This is a genomic window from Geothrix sp. SG200, from assembly GCF_022808935.1.
GTDB classification, from domain to species: Bacteria; Acidobacteriota; Holophagae; order Holophagales; family Holophagaceae; genus Geothrix; species Geothrix alkalitolerans.
In genome coordinates, this window is sequence record NZ_JAKZFR010000002.1 from 40,618 (window position 1) to 58,288 (window position 17,671).

Annotated in this window: 13 protein-coding genes and 1 other RNA gene; 5 read left to right on the forward strand and 9 right to left on the reverse strand. The window is 69.4% G+C overall.

The genetic code is table 11. From position 1 onward, the window contains the following. The first annotated feature begins 28 nt into the window (after nt 1–28). Nucleotides 29–250 carry a MoaD/ThiS family protein gene (locus tag ML539_RS05535; protein WP_243321454.1) on the forward strand — a complete coding sequence of 74 codons (222 nt, stop codon included), beginning with the start codon at nt 29–31 and terminating at the stop codon, nt 248–250. On the opposite strand, the gene dnaX is transcribed toward ML539_RS05535, so the two are convergent. Further along, nucleotides 251–1,873 (reverse strand): DNA polymerase III subunit gamma/tau, encoded by a 1,623-nt coding sequence (dnaX, locus tag ML539_RS05540; RefSeq protein ID WP_243321456.1) that lies wholly within the window; start codon nt 1,871–1,873, stop codon nt 251–253. A gap of 134 nt (nt 1,874–2,007) precedes the next feature. Here dnaX and gltB point away from each other — a divergent pair, with 134 nt between their 5' ends. Continuing rightward, nucleotides 2,008–6,405 carry a glutamate synthase large subunit gene (gene gltB, locus ML539_RS05545; RefSeq protein WP_243321458.1) on the forward strand — a complete coding sequence of 1,466 codons (4,398 nt, stop codon included), beginning with the start codon at nt 2,008–2,010 and terminating at the stop codon, nt 6,403–6,405. A gap of 47 nt (nt 6,406–6,452) precedes the next feature. Here the strand turns inward: gltB and ML539_RS05550 are convergent, their stop codons facing one another. The 6 genes from ML539_RS05550 to hemH form a co-directional block, all read right to left on the reverse strand. Continuing rightward, nucleotides 6,453–7,340: a radical SAM protein gene (locus ML539_RS05550; RefSeq protein WP_243321460.1), complete on the reverse strand. Its 888-nt coding sequence runs from the start codon at nt 7,338–7,340 to the stop codon at nt 6,453–6,455. 30 nt (nt 7,341–7,370) lie between these two features. Then, a complete protein-coding gene (locus tag ML539_RS05555) occupies nt 7,371–7,892 on the reverse strand; it encodes a YetF domain-containing protein (protein ID WP_243321463.1) in 522 nt (173 codons plus the stop codon). A 73-nt stretch (nt 7,893–7,965) separates the two neighbouring features. Next, nucleotides 7,966–8,373, reverse strand: coding sequence for a DUF2914 domain-containing protein (locus tag ML539_RS05560; protein ID WP_243321466.1), 408 nt, complete (start codon nt 8,371–8,373; stop codon nt 7,966–7,968). A 59-nt stretch (nt 8,374–8,432) separates the two neighbouring features. Further along, nucleotides 8,433–9,296 (reverse strand): DUF481 domain-containing protein, encoded by an 864-nt coding sequence (locus tag ML539_RS05565; RefSeq protein WP_243321467.1) that lies wholly within the window; start codon nt 9,294–9,296, stop codon nt 8,433–8,435. 44 nt (nt 9,297–9,340) lie between these two features. Then, nucleotides 9,341–10,600, reverse strand: a complete 1,260-nt coding sequence (gene hemG, locus ML539_RS05570) for a protoporphyrinogen oxidase (RefSeq protein WP_243321469.1) — start codon at nt 10,598–10,600, stop codon at nt 9,341–9,343. Next, on the reverse strand, nt 10,597–11,544 hold the full coding sequence (gene hemH, locus ML539_RS05575; protein ID WP_243321471.1) for a ferrochelatase: 948 nt from the start codon (nt 11,542–11,544) through the stop codon (nt 10,597–10,599). Before hemH ends, hemG begins: the two co-directional genes overlap by 4 nt. Before the next feature lie 111 nt (nt 11,545–11,655). Between hemH and ML539_RS05580 the strand changes: the two genes are divergently transcribed. Then, the gene (locus tag ML539_RS05580; RefSeq protein WP_243321473.1) at nt 11,656–12,171 is read left to right on the forward strand and encodes a hypothetical protein; all 516 of its coding nucleotides are present in this window, start codon (nt 11,656–11,658) and stop codon (nt 12,169–12,171) included. 73 nt (nt 12,172–12,244) lie between these two features. Here ML539_RS05580 and ML539_RS05585 read toward each other — a convergent pair whose 3' ends face one another. Continuing rightward, complete coding sequence (locus ML539_RS05585) at nt 12,245–12,577, reverse strand: hypothetical protein (protein WP_243321475.1); 333 nt, start codon at nt 12,575–12,577, stop codon at nt 12,245–12,247. 205 nt (nt 12,578–12,782) lie between these two features. On the opposite strand from ML539_RS05585, the gene ML539_RS05590 reads away from it, so the two are divergent. Then, nucleotides 12,783–13,655: a TIGR02757 family protein gene (locus ML539_RS05590; RefSeq protein WP_243321477.1), complete on the forward strand. Its 873-nt coding sequence runs from the start codon at nt 12,783–12,785 to the stop codon at nt 13,653–13,655. Nucleotides 13,656–13,858: 203 nt separating this feature from the next. Here ML539_RS05590 and ffs read toward each other — a convergent pair. Further along, an RNA gene (gene ffs, locus ML539_RS05595) (signal recognition particle sRNA small type) lies at nt 13,859–13,954 on the reverse strand. 285 nt (nt 13,955–14,239) lie between these two features. On the opposite strand from ffs, the gene ML539_RS05600 reads away from it, so the two are divergent. Continuing rightward, the gene (locus ML539_RS05600) at nt 14,240–17,644 is read left to right on the forward strand and encodes an adenosylcobalamin-dependent ribonucleoside-diphosphate reductase (protein ID WP_243321479.1); all 3,405 of its coding nucleotides are present in this window, start codon (nt 14,240–14,242) and stop codon (nt 17,642–17,644) included. Nucleotides 17,645–17,671: the final 27 nt, after the last annotated feature.

Genomic DNA, 17,671 nt, shown 5'->3' on the forward strand with positions numbered 1-17,671 from the left:
GAGGCGCTAGCGTGGAGGTGGAGGCTCCATGATCACGGTGAAGTGCTTCGCCCGGTACCGCGCCCTGCTGGGCTTCAGCGACCTCAGCCTGCCCGCGCCGTCCACCCTGGGCGACCTGCTGGCGGATCCGCGCTTCGCGGCCCTGCCCAAGGACGCCCTCCTGGCGGTGAACCAGAGCTTCGCGGACCGGAGCACCGTCCTGGCGGACGGTGACGAAGTGGCCCTCATGCCCCCCGTGTCGGGCGGCTGATCACCCCTCGCGCCGGATCTCCAGCACTTCGCCCCCACTGAGCCGCAGCAGGTCCTGGAAGCCGGGCTCGCGCCGCAGCCGGTCCTCGGGGCGCTCGGGCTGGGCTTCCGCCGGCTCCTCGTCGAAACGGATCTCCAGTTCCCGCAGCCCCGGAAGCACGGCCGCCAGCGCGGCGAGCACATGGGGATTCGCCCGCTCGCGCTCCAGGTCCTGGAGGGTCTGCCGCACGTTGCCGGGGAAGCGGAGGCGCAGGACCGGCGGATCCCAGCGCAAATCCGTGGCCATCTGCGGGGCGGTGCCAAGGGAACGCAGCCCGGGCAATCCCCGCAGCGCCTCGCTGCAGGCCATGCGCAGCTGGGGCGGAGCAGACGGGTCCTGGGCCAAGGCAGCGGCCGGGCCCGGGGATGCGGCCCGGACGCGTGCAGAGGCAGGGATCTGCGGGGAGGCCGGCGTGGGCCTGCGGGGCCCCTCAGGCGCCGGCGCGGCCTGGGGACCCTTGGAAGGGACCGGCGGCGGCCCAGCCGCTGGGGTCGAAGGGCGGGCTGGAGCGCCCGACACGAGGGCATCGAGGGGCGCCAGGTGGGGCAGCTGGGCCGCGGTCACCAGGGCCAGCTCCACCACCACCCGCGGCAGGCTGCTATCCCGCAGGTCTCGCTCCCGGCTCAGCAGCAGCTGGAGCATGCGGGCCCAGCGCAGCAGGTCCTGGGGGCCGCGGGCAGCGCGAGCCTCCTGCTCCAGCCGGTCCCGGAAGGCCAGCACCAGCTCGCGCCAGAACGTGGCCCAGTCGGCGCCTTGCTCGTTCAGCTCACGGCAGGCCTCCACCAGGGCCGCCGTGTCGCCGATGGCCAGGGCGGACATCACGCCCTGAACCAGGTGAGCGCTGACGATACCCAGCTGCTCGCGGACGGACTCCTCCAGCACCTTCCCATCCCCGGCGGCGATCACGCGGTCGAGGATGGTGAGCGCATCGCGCATGGAGCCCTGCCCTGCCTCGGCCACCAGCCGCAGGCTGCCGCCCTCGGCCTCGACGCCCTCCTGCTCGCAGACGTGCTTGAGGCGGCCCTCGATGAGCCCCACGGGGATCAGCCGGAAGGGGAAGATCTGGACGCGGCTCTTGATGGTGTCCGGAACGTCCTGCAGCTCCGTCGTGGCCAGCACGAAGATGGCGTGGGGCGGCGGTTCCTCGATGACCTTCAGCAGGGCGTTGAAGGCCTCGGTGCTGAGCATGTGCACTTCGTCGATGATGTAGACCCGGTAGCGGCAGAAGGCGGGGCGCGTTTGCACCTGCTCCCGCAGCGCCCGGGCATCGGCCACGGAGGCCCGGCTGGCCGCGTCGATCTCGACGATGTCCAGGTTCTGGTCCGGCTGCTCCGCGGCCCGGCAGGGGTCGCAGACGCCGCAGGGCGTGGCCGTGGGGCCCTCCACGCAGTTCAGCGCCCGGGCCAGGATGCGGGCCGTGCTGGTCTTGCCCGTGCCCCGCACCCCGGCGAACAGGTAGGCCTGGTGGATCCGCCCGCTCTCCTTCGCCCGCTTCAGGGCATTGGCGAGCGCCTTCACGCTCCCCTCCTGCCCCACCAGGTCGGAGAGCAGGCGCGGGCGGTACTTGAGGGCGAGGGTGGTCATGGGACGTCCAGTCTCCCACAACGTCCAGGGGACCGTCAGGGGCTATAAGCGCGCCTGATAACTCCATACGGCGTTTCAAAGGCACAGGCGTTCTGATTCTCGTTAGGATGGCTTGATCCCGAAAGGAAAAGATGATGCTTGAGGGATCGCGATCCGAGCACAGCGCATGCGGGGTTGGCTTCATCGCCAGCCGGACCGGCACGGCCAGCCGCGACATCCTGGAGGACGCCCTCCACGCGCTGAAGTGCGTGGAGCATCGCGGCGGCTGCGCGGCGGACCAGGTCAGCAGCGACGGGGCTGGCGTCATGGCCGACATCCCCTTCGAGATGCTGGGCCACCAGCCTGGCGACATCGCCGTGGCCAGCCTCTTCATGCCCCAGGATCCGGACCGCCTGCGCCGGTCCATGGAGATCTTCGAATCCACCCTCGCTTTCTTCGACCTGGATGTCCTGGCCTACCGCGAGCTGCCCGTGGATCCCTCCGTCCTCGGCGAGGAGGCCCGGCGGTCCATGCCCTCCATGCGCCAGGCCGTTCTCCGACGCCCGGTGCAGTGCCGGACGGATGCCTCCTTCGACAAGCTGCTCTACTCGGCCAAGCAGGTCCTCCGGACCAAGCTGGTGGAGCAGGGCATCCAGAACGAGTTCTTCTTTGCCTCCCTCTCGGCGCGCACCATCGTCTACAAGGCCCTGACTCGCGCCGCAGACCTGGATCGCTTCTACCTGGACTTGCAGGATCCCCGGTTCGTCACGCGCTTCGCCATGATCCACCGGCGCTTCAGCACCAACACCCGGACGTCCTGGGACAAGGCTCAGCCCTTCCGCCTCATCGCCCACAATGGCGAGATCAACACCATCGCGGGCAACCGGTCCCGCGCCATCTCGCGCGAGATGTCCATCGGCCTCAAGGCCGATCAGCTCGTGACCCACGGCTCCATCAGCGATTCCGGCAGCCTGAACGAGATCGCCGAGGCCCTGCACTACCGCAGCAGCATCCCGCACATGGAGGACATCCTCGCGATCATGATGCCTCCCGCCGAGGGGCAGAGCGCCTTCTACACGTTCTGGAGCCGCGCCATGGAGCCCTGGGACGGCCCGGCGTTCCTGGTCTTCTCCGACGGAAGCAGCGTGGGGGCGCGCCTGGACCGCAACGGCTTCCGTCCGGCCCGGTGGGCCATGACGGACGACCGCTTCTACCTGGCTTCCGAGGCCGGCTCCTTCCCCGTGGACGAAGCCGCCGTCCGCCGCAAGGGCATCCTCTACGCCGGAACCGGCGTGTCGCTCGACCTGGCCAGCGGCAGGATCCACTTCCGCGACCCGGGCCGCTCCCGCGAGCACCGGGACGCCACCTTCGACGCCCGCACCCGGCCCATCGGATCGCTCCCGGGAACCGATGTGCCCGGCCCGGTCAGCGCCTTCAAGAAGACCCTCTTCACCTGCTCCCGCGAGGAGCTGGAGAAGATCCTCTATCCCATGGCCGTCACCGGCAAGGAGGCCATCGGTTCCATGGGCGACACCGCCCGGCCCAACGTGTTCTCCTCCGAGCCGCGGCCCTTCTTCGACTACTTCTACCAGCACTTCGCGCAGGTCACGAACCCGCCCCTGGACTACATCCGGGAGGGCAACATCACCGACCTCCGGGTGTTCCTCGGCCGGGCGCCGAACATCTTCTTCCCCAAGGACCTGGTGCCCCTGAACGAGGCCCTGGAGCTGCCGCGGCCCATCCTCGACCTGGGCCAGATGCGCTTCCTGGAGCGGATGCAGAGCCTGCGTCCCTCGGAATCCCACATCATCCCCCGCACCTTCCCCATGGTCTTCCGGCGGGAGGACGGCGTGGCCGGGTTCCATGCGGCCATCGAGCAGCTGGCCGCCGACGTGCGGAAGGCCGTCGAACAAGGCACCAGCGTCATCATCCTCAGCGACCGGGAGGCCAGCGTCGAGCGGCCGCCCATCCCGGGCCTCATCGCCCTGCGGGCCGTGGTGCACACCCTCAACGAATCGGGGCTGCGCCTCAACGCCTCCATCGTGATGCACACCGGCGAGGCCCGCACCTCCCACCACCTGGCCGCCCTCATCAGCTTCGGCGCCTCGGCGGTCTGCCCCTACCTGGCTCTGGAGATCGCCCGCCAGGACCAGCACCCCAGCTTCGGGAGCCTGACGCCGGACCAGCGCGAGAAGCATTTCGTCGGAGCCCTGGAATCGGGCCTCCTCAAGATCATGGCCAAGAGCGGGATCTCGGTGGTGCAGAGCTACATGAGCGCCAAGCTCTTCACCGCCATCGGCCTGGGGCCCGAGCTGATGGAGACCTTCTTCCCGGGCCACGCGAGCCCGCTGGGCGGCATCGGCTACGAAGAGCTGGCCGGCGACGTGCTTCGGAAGACCAGCCTGGCGGCCCAGGCCGGCTTCATGGACCGCCTGCTCCACACCCACCAGTTCCGGGAATCACCCCGGCCCGGCGAGGGCGAACACCATGGGCTCACCTCCGCGCGCGCGAGGCTGCTCCATCGCCTGGTGGAGCTCGATCCCGGGACGGAGGAAGCCGGGAAGCTCTACAGCGAGTACCTCGCCTCCCTGAAGGCCGATGAGCCCATCAACCCGAGGCACCTGCTGGCCTTCCGGATCGCCGCGACGCCCCTGCCCCTGGAGGCGGTGGAGGATGCCTCGGCCATCCTGCACCGCTTCGGCGCAGGCGCCATGTCCTTCGGGGCCGTCAGCGCGGAAAGCCAGCGCGACCTGATCCTGGCCATGGAGGCCGTCGGCGGACGCAGCAACAGCGGTGAAGGCGGCGAGAATCCCTTCTACTGGACCGACGGCATCACCGCCTCCACCAAGCAGGTGGCCTCCGCCCGCTTCGGCGTCACGGCGGAGTACCTCGTCTCCGGCGAGGAGATCCAGATCAAGGTGGCCCAGGGCGCCAAGCCTGGTGAGGGCGGCCAGCTCATGCGGGTGAAGGTGGACGCCACCATCGCGAAGGCCCGGTTCTCGCTGCCTGACGTGGACCTCATCTCCCCGCCGCCCCTGCACGACATCTACAGCATCGAGGATCTCAAGGAGCTCATCCACGAGCTGCGGCAGGTCCATCCCGGCGCGAAGATCAGCGTGAAGCTGGTGTCCGGCACGGGCATCGGCACCATCGCCGTCGGCGTCGCCAAGGCCGGGGCGGACATCATCTACGTGGCCGGCGGCGACGGCGGCACGGGCGCCGCCACGCTGGGCTCCATGAAGCATGCGGGCCTCCCCTGGGAGTTCGGCCTCATCGAGGCCCACCAGGCCCTGCGGGAGAATCAGCTCCGCGGCCAGGTGGAGCTGCGCGTGGACGGCGGCCTCCTCACGGGCAAGGACCTGGTGACCGCGGCCATCCTGGGCGCCGAGGGGTTCGAGTTCGGCAAGCTCCTGCTCGTGGCCGAAGGCTGCATGATGGCCCGCATCTGCGAGAAGAACACCTGCCCCGCGGGCATCGCCACCCACGACCCGAAGTTCAAGGCCCGCTACACGGGAAGTCCCGAGGCGGTCCAGCGCATGCTCGTCCACCTGGCGGAGGATGCGCGCCGCCACCTCGCCTCCCTGGGCGTCCGCTCCCTTTCCGAGCTGCAGGACCGCGTGGAGCTGTTCCAGGTGGCCCCCGAGCATGCGACCTTCGTCAGGGATCGCAAGCTGGACTTGTCGGGCTTCCTGGAGCCCCGCCCCGCGACGAACGGGGCCTCCCCGATCCCCTTCAACCAGGAGGGAGTCGCCCCTCTGAACCAGCAGGTCCTGGCGGCTGCGGAGCCCTTCCTCGCCGGAGGGGGCGCCCACCACCACCGCTACGCCATCACCACCGGCGATCGGGGCATCCTGGCAACCCTGGCCGGAGCCATCGCCCGCCAGGTGCGCGAGCGGCGCCGGCAGGGCGAGGATCCGACAGTTCCCGGCCAGCTGCGGCTCGACTTCACCGGCAGCGCAGGCCAGGGGTTCGGCGCCTTCCTCACCGAGGGGCTCGACGTCCGCCTGCAGGGCGAGGCCAACGATTCCGTCTGCAAGTCCATGTCCGGCGGCCGGGTCATCCTCGTGCCTCATCCGGAAGCCTCCTATACCCCCGAGACCAACGCCATCGTGGGCAACGGCGCCCTCTACGGCGCCACGGGCGGAACGCTGCTGGTGCTCGGCCTGGCTGGCGACCGCTTCGCGGTGCGCAACAGCGGCGCCTCGGCCGTGGTCGAAGGCGCGGGCCACCACGCCTGCGAGTACATGACCCGCGGGGCCGTGGCCATCCTCGGCCCCGTCCTCACCAATGCCGGAGCCGGCATGACCGGCGGCTGCCTGTTCCTGCGGCGGGAGCGCGGCGACCAGGTGAACCGCGACTACCTCGCCCCCATCGCCTGGCGGCCCGAAGAGGAAGCCCTCTTCCGCGACCTCCTCGAAGCCCACGCCGCCGGTACCGGGAGCCGCACCGCCGAGGCCCTGCTCGAGGATTGGCCCGCGGCTCTTGCCGCCTTCTCGCCCTTCGTGCCCGTGGCTGTGGCGAAGGCCGCCAGCCCCCAGGCCCAGGTTCTCTAGAGGGTCGCCTTGGAACGGAGATCCCCGTCCGTCCGCCCCATACCGCCTTAGCCCACCCGGTCGAACAGCCCGGGCTGGCGGATGGGTGGCGGCGGGGGCGGCGCAGGCTTCACGGGCCGCTCGCGAACGCGCCGCCTGGCCGGGAACGCCGCCTGGAACGCCTCCCGGATGCCTTCCGCATAGGTCGGATCCAGCACCTTCAGCCAGCCATGATCCGCCAGCACCTTGTAGAAAGGATCCTGCTTCAGGAGCCGGAGGCCGCCAACCCAGGCGCCGGAAGCTCCGCTGGCCTTGGCCCGCCGGGCGAAGGCCTGGGCATCGTGCACCGCCATGAGGGGGGTCACGGCCACGGTCACCCCGATGCCCGCGGCGGCCAGGCGCTCGACGGCGGCCCATCGGCTGGGGATGGCGGGAGCATGGGGTTCCACCGCCTGTCGCACGGTATCGTCATCCGTGGGGATGGACAGGCCCACGGTCAGCCGGTCACCGAAGGCCCGCAGCAGGTCGAGATCCTGAAGCACCAGGGGCGACCGGGTGTGGACGATCACATCGGTGGTGGGGCAGAGCAGCAGCACCTCCAGGCAGCGGCGACTGAGGCGGTATTGCCGCTCCAGCGGCTGATAGGGATCGGTGGCTGAGGCCATGAAGACCCGCTCGCCGTGCAACCGGTGCCGCTGGGACCAGAGCAGCTCCGGGGCGTTCAGCTTGGGCGTCACCCAGTTGCCCCAGTCCTCGGGCCGGTGCAAGGCATTGGGGTACTCGCGGACATAGCAGTAGCGGCAGCCATGGCTGCAGCCGCGGTAGGGACTGAGCGCGAAGCCGAAGCCGTAGCGCTCATCCTTCTGGGGCCGCAGGATGGATCGCGCTTCTTCGGGCTCCACCAGCAGGCCCTGGAAGAGAGGGGGCGGTTCCGAAGGCAGCGGCAGCGGCGTCATGCCTTCAGTTTTCGCTTTTTATTCGTCAAGTCAAGGGGTGCCTGGCGGTTTGGGGATCACGTTGATGCGGCCGTTGGTTTCGAGGATGGCCACCCGCACGTCCGCGAGATCCGCCACGCCTGCCTGCCGGACCGCCGCCATGAGCTCATGGTGGGTGATCCGCTCGGCGGCGAGCATGGCCTCGTCCGGGACGCCGTGATGCACGAGGATCTGGGGCCTGCCTTCCAGGAAGGTCTCCGCCCGCTTGCTGCGCCAGGTGAGCCAGGCCATCAGGGCGTTCAGCACCAGGAGGGTGCCCACCAGGATGAAGCCCGCCGACACGGTGTTGTCGCCGGCGTTCATGCTGTTCTGGACGGCATTGCTCAGGACCAGCAGCATCACGAAGTCGAAGGGGGCCAGCTGGCCCACCTGGCGCTTGCCCGTGAGGCGCAGCATCACCATCAGGAATCCGTAGACCAGCAGGGCCCGGAGGACGAATTCCCACCAAGGCTGCGCGAGGCGCCACATGGAAGAGCCCACAGGCAGGGCGTCGATGAGCGCGGCGACGGGCATGGCTCCTCCCACACGAAGGGGCGGTGCCAGGCACGGCACCGCCCTCGTCGGATCTCAGGATCGAGGCTGCTTCCTACTGGATCTCGACGGTGAACTCCGCCTTGCCCAGTTCCGCCCCGTCCGCACCCAGCACTTTCACCGTCCAATCACCGGCATCGCCGGCCCGGAACGTGCGATAGGCGTTGGTCCGATAGGGCGAGCGGGGCACCTTAAGCTCCTGCTTCGAGGTGCGCTCGCCCTTGCTGAACACCACCGTGACCGTACTTTCGGCGGCGCCGGCGACCTTCGTCCAGGCATAGATCTTCGTGCCGGCGGGCACCTTGAACGAGGTGGACTCGCCCTGGATCTCCATCTTCTCCACGCCGGTGCCGACCTTGACCTCGGCGCTGGCCTTGGCTTCGGCCCTGGTTTCGGCCTTGGGGGCGGGCGCCTGGGCGACCAGGGCCGCACAGGCAAGCAGGGGGAGGAGGACCTTGCGCATGGGAAAGCTCCTTGGAAAGGAAAGACGCCCCATTCTGCTCCCGGCCGCCGCGGATGTCATCAGAAGGTGATGACCAGGGAGGTGGTGAACACGGTGTCGGTCTTCTTCAACTGGAAGGGCACCTCGCCCAGGATCACCGGCGGTGTGGACACCGGTGTCTGGACCACGGGCACCCCCACGAAGGCCGGCTTGTTCTTGTAGGTCATGTCGTAGCCCACTTTCAGGGCCAGCCTCGAGGAGAGGCTGGTGGTCAGGGCGTTCCGCCACACGCCAAGGTAGTTCTGCGAGTCCTTGAAGCTGTCGGAGATGCTCAGCTCGGAGGTGAACGTCGAGGTGTCGAAGAGTTTCTTCTCGAACTTCGCCCCCACCCGGAACGTGGCGAAGCGGTCATCCGTGCCCGCCGGGCGGAACACCAGGTTCTCCTTGGTGTAGCCCACGCCCGCGTCCGTGAAGAACTTCGTCCGGTCCGCCTTGATCCACCAGTAGCCCAGCCCGCCCAGCCCGGTCATGCGGGCCTCCAGCCCGGCGGGGATGTTCCGCTCCCAGCCCGCCGCTCCGAACCACTGAAGCCGGTCCGTGATGTTGTGGTCGTAGCGGAGGTTCGCGTAGTACGTCTCCGTGCTCGTCTTGGTGGTTCGGGTCTCGACGACCGTGGCGGCGCCGAGGCTGGGCCCCGAAGCCGTGCGGTCGATGGTGGTGGTGGACACGCGGACGCCTCCCGCGTTGAAGGCGAAGGTCGCGTCGGTCCAGAGGTACTTGTACTCGTTCGAGAATCCCAAGCTCTGACTGGAGGCGTTGCCGCCCACGGCCACGTAGCTCAGGGCCGCCTTATCCGACCAGGGTCGCTTGGGAGCCGCCTCCTGGGCCCAGGAAGGGACGAGAAGGCTCGACGCCAGAAAGACCGGGAGACAGGCATGACGCATACTTCCTCCTGGAAATAAGCGACCATACCACCCTTCTGGACCTCTTAGCCGATCCAGGCCTCCAGCCCCTCCAGGATGTCACGCACCCCGGGTCCGAAGCGGGCGTTGCTCAGCCAGTCCACGCCGGCGGGCAGGCCCTCCAGGGCCGTCCGGACCCGCGCGCGGTGGCCCAGTTCGGGGCGCGGAATGGCCCGCTCGGCCCGTTCGTGGCGCACGGCCGCGGGGTCGCTGAGGGTGGGGACCCAGTGCTTGAGGCGGGCGTATACACCCTCCCAGGCCTCCAGGTCCGCCGGCTTGCCGAAGGCTCCGCCGATGAAGCTGCGGAGCTGCATGGCGCCTTCCGGTGCGCTCTGGGGATCCATCCAGGAGGGCACGAGGGAGCCCAGGTAGCCGCGCCCTTCGGGTGGATGGATGAGGAAGCCGAAGCTGTCCTTCAGGGCGGGCAGCGGCGCGTGGCGGCTGTGCCAGAGGTCCACGGAGGTGTAGGGGATGGCCGCCAGCGCCTCGGCGCTCGTCGGCGCCACGGGCCCAAGGAGGGCCGCCGCCTCGTAGGCAGGCAGCGCCAGCACCACGCGATCCGCCTCGCGCACCTCGCCCCCGCCGCTCACGCGCCAGCGGCCTTCCGGCAGGGCCTCCAGGCGCTCGGCCCGCAGGCCGGCCCGCACGGCGGCGAGCTTCGAAGCCAGCCGGATGGGCAGCTGCCCCATGCCGCCCTCGGGCACCACCATGTGGCTCACGCCGCCCTTGCGGATGCCGTTCACCAGGCTGCCGGTGGCCTCCCACTGGCGCAGCTTGGGGATGGCGTCCACGGAGAGGATCTCCGCGGGCGCGGCCAGGACGCCCGCGATCATGGACGGCAGCAGCTCCGTGGCCACGCCCTTGCCCAGGCGGCGCTCGATGAAGGCCGACAGCCCTTCCTCGGGCTCACCTTGGCGCACGGGCTGGAAGGGTTCCAGCATCATCCGCAGCTTGGCGCCGATGGACATCAGCGGCGAGGTCATCAAGCCTACGGGTGAAGCAGGTACAGGAATGAGGCGCCCGCCCTTCCCCACCCAGCGGGCGCCAGTGCCCGGCGACTTGAAGGGCAGGTCGATGGCGCTGAAGAGGCGGTCCACGGCCGTGCCCTTCTGCCACAGCACGCCCTGCGGCCCCGTCTCGAAGTGGCCGCCCTCCCAGGGCAGGGTCTTCATCCAGCCGCCCACAGAGGCCGCGGCTTCCCACACTTCGACGGACTCGCCCTTCCGCTGCAGATGCCAGGCCGCGGCCAGGCCCGTCACGCCGCCGCCGAGAATGAGGGTGCTCATGGGAGGATCTCCAGGACGCGCCGCGTCAGGCAGCGGATGTAGGCCGGATCGGTACCCGGCGTGGGCACGCGCCGGTAGGTGCGGATGCCCGCCTGGTCGGCCACGTGGCGGTATTCGATGTCGAGCTCGTGCAGGGTCTCGATGTGCTCGCTCACGAAGCTCATGGGCACGACGATCACGTCCTTGCCGCCCATGGTCTCCAGGACGTCCTTCAGCGGCGGCTCCAGCCAGCGCACGGGGCCCGTGCGGCTCTGGTAGGCCTGGAGGTAGCCGCCGGGGATGGGGCCGATGCGGGCGATCAGGGCTTCGCGGGTGGCCGCGATCTCCTTCTCGTAGGGATCGCCGGCTTCGATCTGGCGCACGGGCAGACTGTGGGCGCTGAAGATCACGGTGGCTTCGGGCAGGTCCTCCAGCGCCGCGCGCAGGGGCCGTTCCAGAGCGTCCAGGTAGTCGGGGTCCGTGGCGTAGTGCTCAATCCCCGGCAGGATCTCGATCCCCGCCTTCGCCGCTTCCACAACCAGCTCGCGCAGGCTGGAACCCGTGGTGGCGCGGCAGTCGTGGGGATACAGGGTCACAGGCACCACCTTGCGGACGCCATCGCGCTTCAGGGCCTTCAGCAGGCCCTCGGCCCGTGGGGCGGCATAGCGGAAGCACAGCTTCACCAGCTCGGGACGGCCGGCGGCGCGGAGGGCGGCGCGGAGCTCCGCGGCCTGGAGGGCGCTCTCCCGGAGCAGCGGCGAGCCGCCCCCGATCTGCCCGTAGCGGACCTTCGCGCCGGGAGCCCGGAGCCGGGCGATGAGTCTCGACAAGGGGCCCTGGAGCCAGGCCGGCCCGGGCAGCCGGATCAGGTCCCGGTCGCCGAACAGGGCTGCGAGGAAGGGTTCGACCTGGTCCAGGTTCACTGGACCGCCGAGGTTCAGGAGCAGGATCGCGGTATCTCGCATCACCTTCCACCTTACGCGAGACATGGAGGAACTTTCGTCACGGAAACCCGGACTCGGCATGACGACGGCATGGCCGGCATCCCATAAACTGTTCTGACACTGGAGTCCGCCATGGCCACCCCCGCCTCCCTGTCCGCCTTCGCCGCCCTGCCCGACGAGGCCCGGCTCTGGCTCGTGGCCTTCGACCGGCCGGTGGACGCGGCGCTCCTGGCCCCGGACATGGACGCGCTCATGGGTCGTTGGCGCCACAAGGGCGTCCAGTACCAGGGAATCTGGACCCTGCTGGAGGATCGCATCCTGGCCATCGCAGAACCGACCCTGGCTTCGAACCCCTCGGGCTGCGCCATCGACGGCATGCTCCGGAGCGTTGGACAGGCGGCTGGGCGCCTGGGGCTGGGCCTCCTCGACCCCCAGACCGTCGTCGCCCGCGTGTCAGGCGACGTGCGCACCTTCGCTCGCACGGACCTGGAAGCCCGCCTGGCGGACGGCACCCTGGACGCAGGCACGCCCATCCTGGACCTCGCCCTGCTCACCCTCGGTGACCTCCGGAGCGGTCGCTTCGAGCGCCCCCTGGCCGCCACCTGGATCGGACGGAAACACCTGCGGACTGCCTCTGCACAGGCTTGAGACTCGGGGCGACCGCCCCGCGGTACGAAAACGAGGCGGCAGAGCCGCCTCGTTTTTCATGAATGGATTGAGCCTAGAAGATCGATTCGCCCGGCTTGCGGCGCCAGGCTTCGGAGCGCTTGGGACTGTCGGTCTTGGGCTTGGCGTCCTTGGCGGCAGCCAAGGTCTGCAGCAGAGAGCCGCCCACCTTGGAGGCCACGCTCTTGGCCAGGGCCGGAGCGGCGGGGACCGCCGGGGCGCTCACCGGGCCAGCGGCGGGGGCTTCAGGAGCGGCGGCCTTCGCCGTGATCTCCTTCAGGCGCTTCTCGTACCAGACCTTCCGCTTGGGATCGATGGTCCGGGTGTTCGCGGCCTTCTCTCCCTTCTTGAGAACCTTGGGCTTGGGCTTCTCGCGGTCTTCACGCAATACGGAATCGGGCTTTGCTGCTTCTTCGAGGATTTTCGCCAGGTTTCCAAGGCCACGCAGGTTCATCATGTGCGGTTGCTTCTCCAAATGGGGCCACGGGCCACCGTTCATCAGGATAACGGCAACGCATTTGCTTACATAGTGATTTTAGACACGTGGTGCGGTTTTTTGCCGCCAACGGCCGCCTGCTGGGACACTGGACGGAATGGGAACCTCGCGAGCCACCCTGAAAGCCCGCCTCGACGGCCTGTGCGAGCGATATGACACGGCAGGGGCCCTGGCCAAGGATCCCCTCTCCGTGGCCCTGGCCTATGACGCGCCGCTGGACCAGGAAGTGGCCGCGTTCGTGGCGGCCCATCTCGCCTACGGTCGGGTCGCCCCCATGATCCGGGCCGTGCAGGCCGCGTTGGCGCCTCTTGGCCGTGAGCCGGCCGCCTGGCTCCGCGAGCGGTCGGAGGCCGAGCTCGGGCGGAGCCTGAACGGCTCGCTGGCCGGTTGGGCCTGGCGGTTCCATACGGCCGACGACCTCGCGGCCTGGCTGTTGGCCTGGAAGCGGCTGGACGCGCAGAGCGGGAGCGGCCTGGAGGCCCACCTCCAGCCCCAGCCCAGCGAAGATCCCGACCTCGCGCTCTCTCGACTGGTGCAGCGCCTCCGGACCGAGCTGCCGGATTCCTACGGATCCCGGTTCTCCCTGCCCGACCCATTGGAAGGCGCCGCCTGCAAGCGCTGGCGCATGTTCCTGCGCTGGATGGTCCGCCCAGGCTGGCCCGACCTCGGCCTCTGGACCCGCTATCCGGCCCACCAGCTGGTCATCCCGCTGGACACCCACGTGGCCCGCGTGTCGCGGTTCATCGGCCTCACCCGCCGCGCCACCCCCGACGGCAGAATGGCCCGGGAGATCACCGAGGCCCTGCGCCGCCTTGATCCCGTCGACCCTCTCCGCTACGACTTCGCCCTCAGCCACCTTGGCATCCTGGGCGATTGCCCCGGGGTGCGCCACCGGAGCACGTGCGCGGAGTGTCCGCTGTACACGGTGTGTCGTGCCGGCTCGGAATCCGCTGCGCGGATTCCGAGATGATAAAAACATAAGTTATCTTTTTATAGGCTCTTGCGATCGTTGGAACCGAAGGCCGGGCTTGCCATGTGCGCGACCCAAGTGGGTCGCGGAGCAGAGCCCTGGGGGCTCTGCGGAGCGGGGAGCCACTGGAAGCGTAGGCCAGTGTCGATTCGCGAAGGCGCAGCCTGAGCGATGGCAAGCCCGGCCCTTTTGCGCAGGCGCAAAAGGGCCGGGCTTGCCACGGCACTCGGGGGAACGACTTAGGGCTGCTTCTTCCGACCTGACCCGGTTCATCGCACCCCGATGCATGGGGCCCGGCTTGGGTACAGGGTAGTCCGGAAGGGGGAGGTCGCGCCAGGGAAAGGGGCCACCGCGGAGGCGCACCGGCCCTCGAAGTGACGGATTTCATGGGGTTTTTTAATTGCTGGAAAAATCCGGTGGGGCGCCCTTGACACCCCCACATGTTGGGGCCATCCTTTTCTCCCGGCACAACCCATAGAGGTCACCCCCCAAAGCGCCCCGGTACAGGGGACGGCTCTGCGCGCCTCCGGGAAAGCCTTCTCCTCGAACCGCTCCCCCCCCCACCCCGACCCCCAGGACCGACCATGAAGATCTCCCGCCATTTCACCAAGGCTGCCCACGACCCCCTGGAAGGCTTCCGCTTCGTCCCCCGGACGAGCCGGATCTCCAAGCTCGACGGCACCGTGGTCTTCGAGGCCAAGGACGTGATGGTGCCGGAGGCCTGGTCCCAGGTGGCCGTGGACATCCTGGCCCAGAAGTACTTCCGCCGGAAGGGCATCGACGCCCAGAACGGCGGGGAGAAGGACGCGCGCCAGGTCTTCCACCGGCTGGCGGGCTGCTGGCGCCACTGGGGCGAGACCCACGGCTACTTCGATTCCGCCGACGACGCCCAGGCGTTCTACGACGAGCTGACCTACATGCTCGCCGACCAGATGTGCGCCCCCAATTCCCCGCAGTGGTTCAACACGGGCCTCCACTTCGCCTACGGCATCTCGGGCCCCGCCCAGGGCCACAGCTACGTGGACCCGCGGACCGGCGAGATGACCCGCTCCACCTCAGCCTACGAGCGCCCCCAACCCCACGCCTGCTTCATCCAGAGCGTGGCCGACGACCTCGTCAACGAGGGCGGCATCATGGACCTGTGGACCCGCGAGGCCCGCATCTTCAAGTACGGCTCCGGCACGGGCACCAACTTCTCCAAGGTGCGCGGCTCGGAGGAACCCCTCTCCGGCGGCGGCCGCAGCTCGGGCCTCATGAGCTTCCTGGCCGTGGGCGACCGCGCCGCGGGCGCCATCAAGAGCGGCGGCACCACCCGCCGCGCCGCGAAGATGGTCTGCCTCGACCTGGACCACCCCGACATCGAGGCCTTCATCGACTGGAAGGTGACCGAGGAGCGCAAGGTCGCCATGCTGGCCGCCGGCAGCGCCGTCGTGCGCCGCCACTGGGACGCCCTCTGCCAGTCCGTGGAGGGCTCCACCAGCAAGGATGCCGATCCCAAGACCAACGAGGCCCTGCGCAAGGCCCTGGCCCGCGCCAAGCGCGAGGGCGTGCCGCCGGCCTTCCTCACCCAGTGCCTGGGCCGCCTGGCCGACGGCGACTTCGACCGCGACCTCAAGGGCTACGACACCTCCTGGGATGGCGACGCCTACTACACCGTGGGCGGCATGAACTCCAACAACTCGGTCCGCGTGCCCGACGCCTTCATGCGCGCCATGGAGATCGATGGCGACTGGGACCTGAAGCGGCGCATCGACGGCAAGACCAGCAAGAAGCTCCGGGCCAGGGACCTCTGGGAGAAGGTGAACAAGGCCGCCTGGGCCTGCGCCGACCCCGGCATCCAGTTCAACACCACCATCAACGACTGGCACACCTGCCCCGAGGACGGGCCCATCAACGCGAGCAACCCCTGCTCCGAGTACATGTTCCTGGATGACACCGCCTGCAACCTGGCCTCCCTGAACCTGTGCACCTTCCTCACGGACGACGGCGGCTTCGACCTGGCGGGCTACCGCCACGCCATCCGCCTCTGGACCGTGGTCCTCGAGATCAGCGTGCTCATGGCCCAGTTCCCCAGCGAAGCTATCGCCCAGCGCAGCTACGACTTCCGCACCCTGGGCCTCGGCTACGCCAACCTGGGCGCCATGCTCATGCGCATGGGCATCCCCTACGACAGCGCCGAGGGCACCCAGTGGTGCGCGGCCCTGACGGCCATCCTCACGGGCGACGCCTACGCCGCCAGCGCGGAGATGTCGCGGGAGCTGGGCCCCTTCCCCGGCTACCAGAAGAACGCCCAGCACATGCTGCGCGTCATCCGCAACCACCGCCGCGCCGCCTACAACGCCCCGGACTCCGAGTACGAGCAGCTCTCCATCGTGCCCCAGGGCCTCACGGGCGCCGGCGTGCCCAAGAGCCTCGTCGAGGCCGCCCGCGAAAGCTGGGACACCGCCCTCGCCTACGGCGAGCAGTGGGGCTACCGCAACGCCCAGGTGACCGTGCTGGCGCCCACAGGCACCATCGGCCTGCTCATGGACTGCGACACCACCGGCGTCGAGCCCGACTTCGCCCTCGTGAAGTTCAAGAAGCTGGCCGGCGGCGGTTACTTCAAGCTGGTGAACCGCGCCATCCCCGAGGCCCTGGCCCGTCTGGGCTACGCCCCCGCGCAGATCCACGAGATCGAGCGCCACGTGGTGGGCTGGCTCCAGATCACCGACGAGACTCCCGGCATCACCCGCTCCATGCTGAAGGGTGCCGGCTGGGCGGAGGAGGAGATCGCCGTCGTGGAGCAGAAGCTCCCCACGGCCTTCGATCCCGCCTACGCCATCGACGTCGAACGCCTGAAGAAGGACTTCAGCGCCGAGCAGGTGGAGACCTTCCTGCTGGCCCTGGCCGGCACCATGACCGTGGAGGGCGCGCCTCACCTCAAGGACGAGCACCTGCCCATCTTCGACTGCGCCAACCGCTGCGGCCGCACGGGCAAGCGCTACATCGCGCCCCTGGGCCACCTGCGCATGATGGGCGCCGCCCAGCCCTTCCTCAGCGGCGCCATCAGCAAGACCATCAACCTGCCCGCCGAGGCCACCGTGGGCGAAATCGGGAAGATCTACGAAGCCAGCTGGCAGCTCATGCTCAAGGCCGTGGCCCTCTATCGCGACGGCTCCAAGATGAGCCAGGCCATGGCCACCAACCTGGACCTGCTGGACGGCGCCGACACGCTGCTGGACGAGTCCGCCACCGCCACCGAGAAGGCCCCGGCCGTCGCCCAGGCCCTCACTCAGCAGCTGGTGCGCACCTACCGGCGCCGCATGCCCAACCGCCGGGGCGGCTACACCCAGGCGGCCACCGTGGGCGGAACCAAGCTCTACCTCCGCACCGGCGAATACGAGGACGGCAGCCTCGGCGAGATCTTCCTCGACATCCACAAGGAGGGCGCCGCCTTCCGCGCCGTGCTCAACTGCTTCGCCATCGCCGTGAGCATGGGCCTCCAGCACGGCGTGCCCCTGGAAGAGTTCTGCGACGCCTTCCTCTTCACTCGCTTCGAGCCTGGCGGCATGGTCATGGGCAGCGACACGATCAAGATGAGCACCAGCATCATCGACTTCGTGTTCCGCGAGCTGGCCATCAGCTACCTGGGCCGCTACGACCTGGCCCATGTGGAGCCCGAGCAGATCGTGAACGCCGCCACGGGCCTGCGCCCCGGTAGCCAGGCACCCGGCCTGGCCGGCGCCCTGCCCAGCCTGCCCACGGGCACGCCCCTGCCCTTCCCCGAGGCCGGCGGCGCCGAACCCGCCGCCGCTGCGCCCGCCCCTGCGCCGCAGCCGGTCCTCCAGCCCGTGCTCGTGGGCGCGGCCAAGGCCGTCTCCGCTGCGCAGGCTGCCCGCGAGAAGGGCTACACCGGCGACCCCTGCCCCGAGTGCGGCCACCTCACCCTCGTCCGCAACGGCGCCTGCATGAAGTGCCAGACCTGTGGCGCCACCACCGGGTGCAGCTAGTAGACGCCAACCGCAGAGAACGCGGAG

Excerpts from the sequence above, each read along its gene's own strand:
- ML539_RS05600 (WP_243321479.1), top strand. The coding sequence starts at position 14,240 with ATGAAGATCTCCCGCCATTTCACCAAGGCTGCCCACGACCCCCTGGAA.
- ML539_RS05535 (WP_243321454.1), top strand. The coding sequence starts at position 29 with ATGATCACGGTGAAGTGCTTCGCCCGGTACCGCGCCCTGCTGGGCTTC.
- ML539_RS05550 (WP_243321460.1), bottom strand. The coding sequence starts at position 7,340 with ATGACGCCGCTGCCGCTGCCTTCGGAACCGCCCCCTCTCTTCCAGGGC.
- dnaX (WP_243321456.1), bottom strand. The coding sequence starts at position 1,873 with ATGACCACCCTCGCCCTCAAGTACCGCCCGCGCCTGCTCTCCGACCTG.
- ML539_RS05560 (WP_243321466.1), bottom strand. The coding sequence starts at position 8,373 with ATGCGCAAGGTCCTCCTCCCCCTGCTTGCCTGTGCGGCCCTGGTCGCC.
- ML539_RS05555 (WP_243321463.1), bottom strand. The coding sequence starts at position 7,892 with ATGCCCGTCGCCGCGCTCATCGACGCCCTGCCTGTGGGCTCTTCCATG.
- ML539_RS05565 (WP_243321467.1), bottom strand. The coding sequence starts at position 9,296 with ATGCGTCATGCCTGTCTCCCGGTCTTTCTGGCGTCGAGCCTTCTCGTC.
- hemH (WP_243321471.1), bottom strand. The coding sequence starts at position 11,544 with ATGCGAGATACCGCGATCCTGCTCCTGAACCTCGGCGGTCCAGTGAAC.
- ML539_RS05580 (WP_243321473.1), top strand. The coding sequence starts at position 11,656 with ATGGCCACCCCCGCCTCCCTGTCCGCCTTCGCCGCCCTGCCCGACGAG.
- gltB (WP_243321458.1), top strand. The coding sequence starts at position 2,008 with ATGCTTGAGGGATCGCGATCCGAGCACAGCGCATGCGGGGTTGGCTTC.
- ML539_RS05590 (WP_243321477.1), top strand. The coding sequence starts at position 12,783 with ATGGGAACCTCGCGAGCCACCCTGAAAGCCCGCCTCGACGGCCTGTGC.
- hemG (WP_243321469.1), bottom strand. The coding sequence starts at position 10,600 with ATGAGCACCCTCATTCTCGGCGGCGGCGTGACGGGCCTGGCCGCGGCC.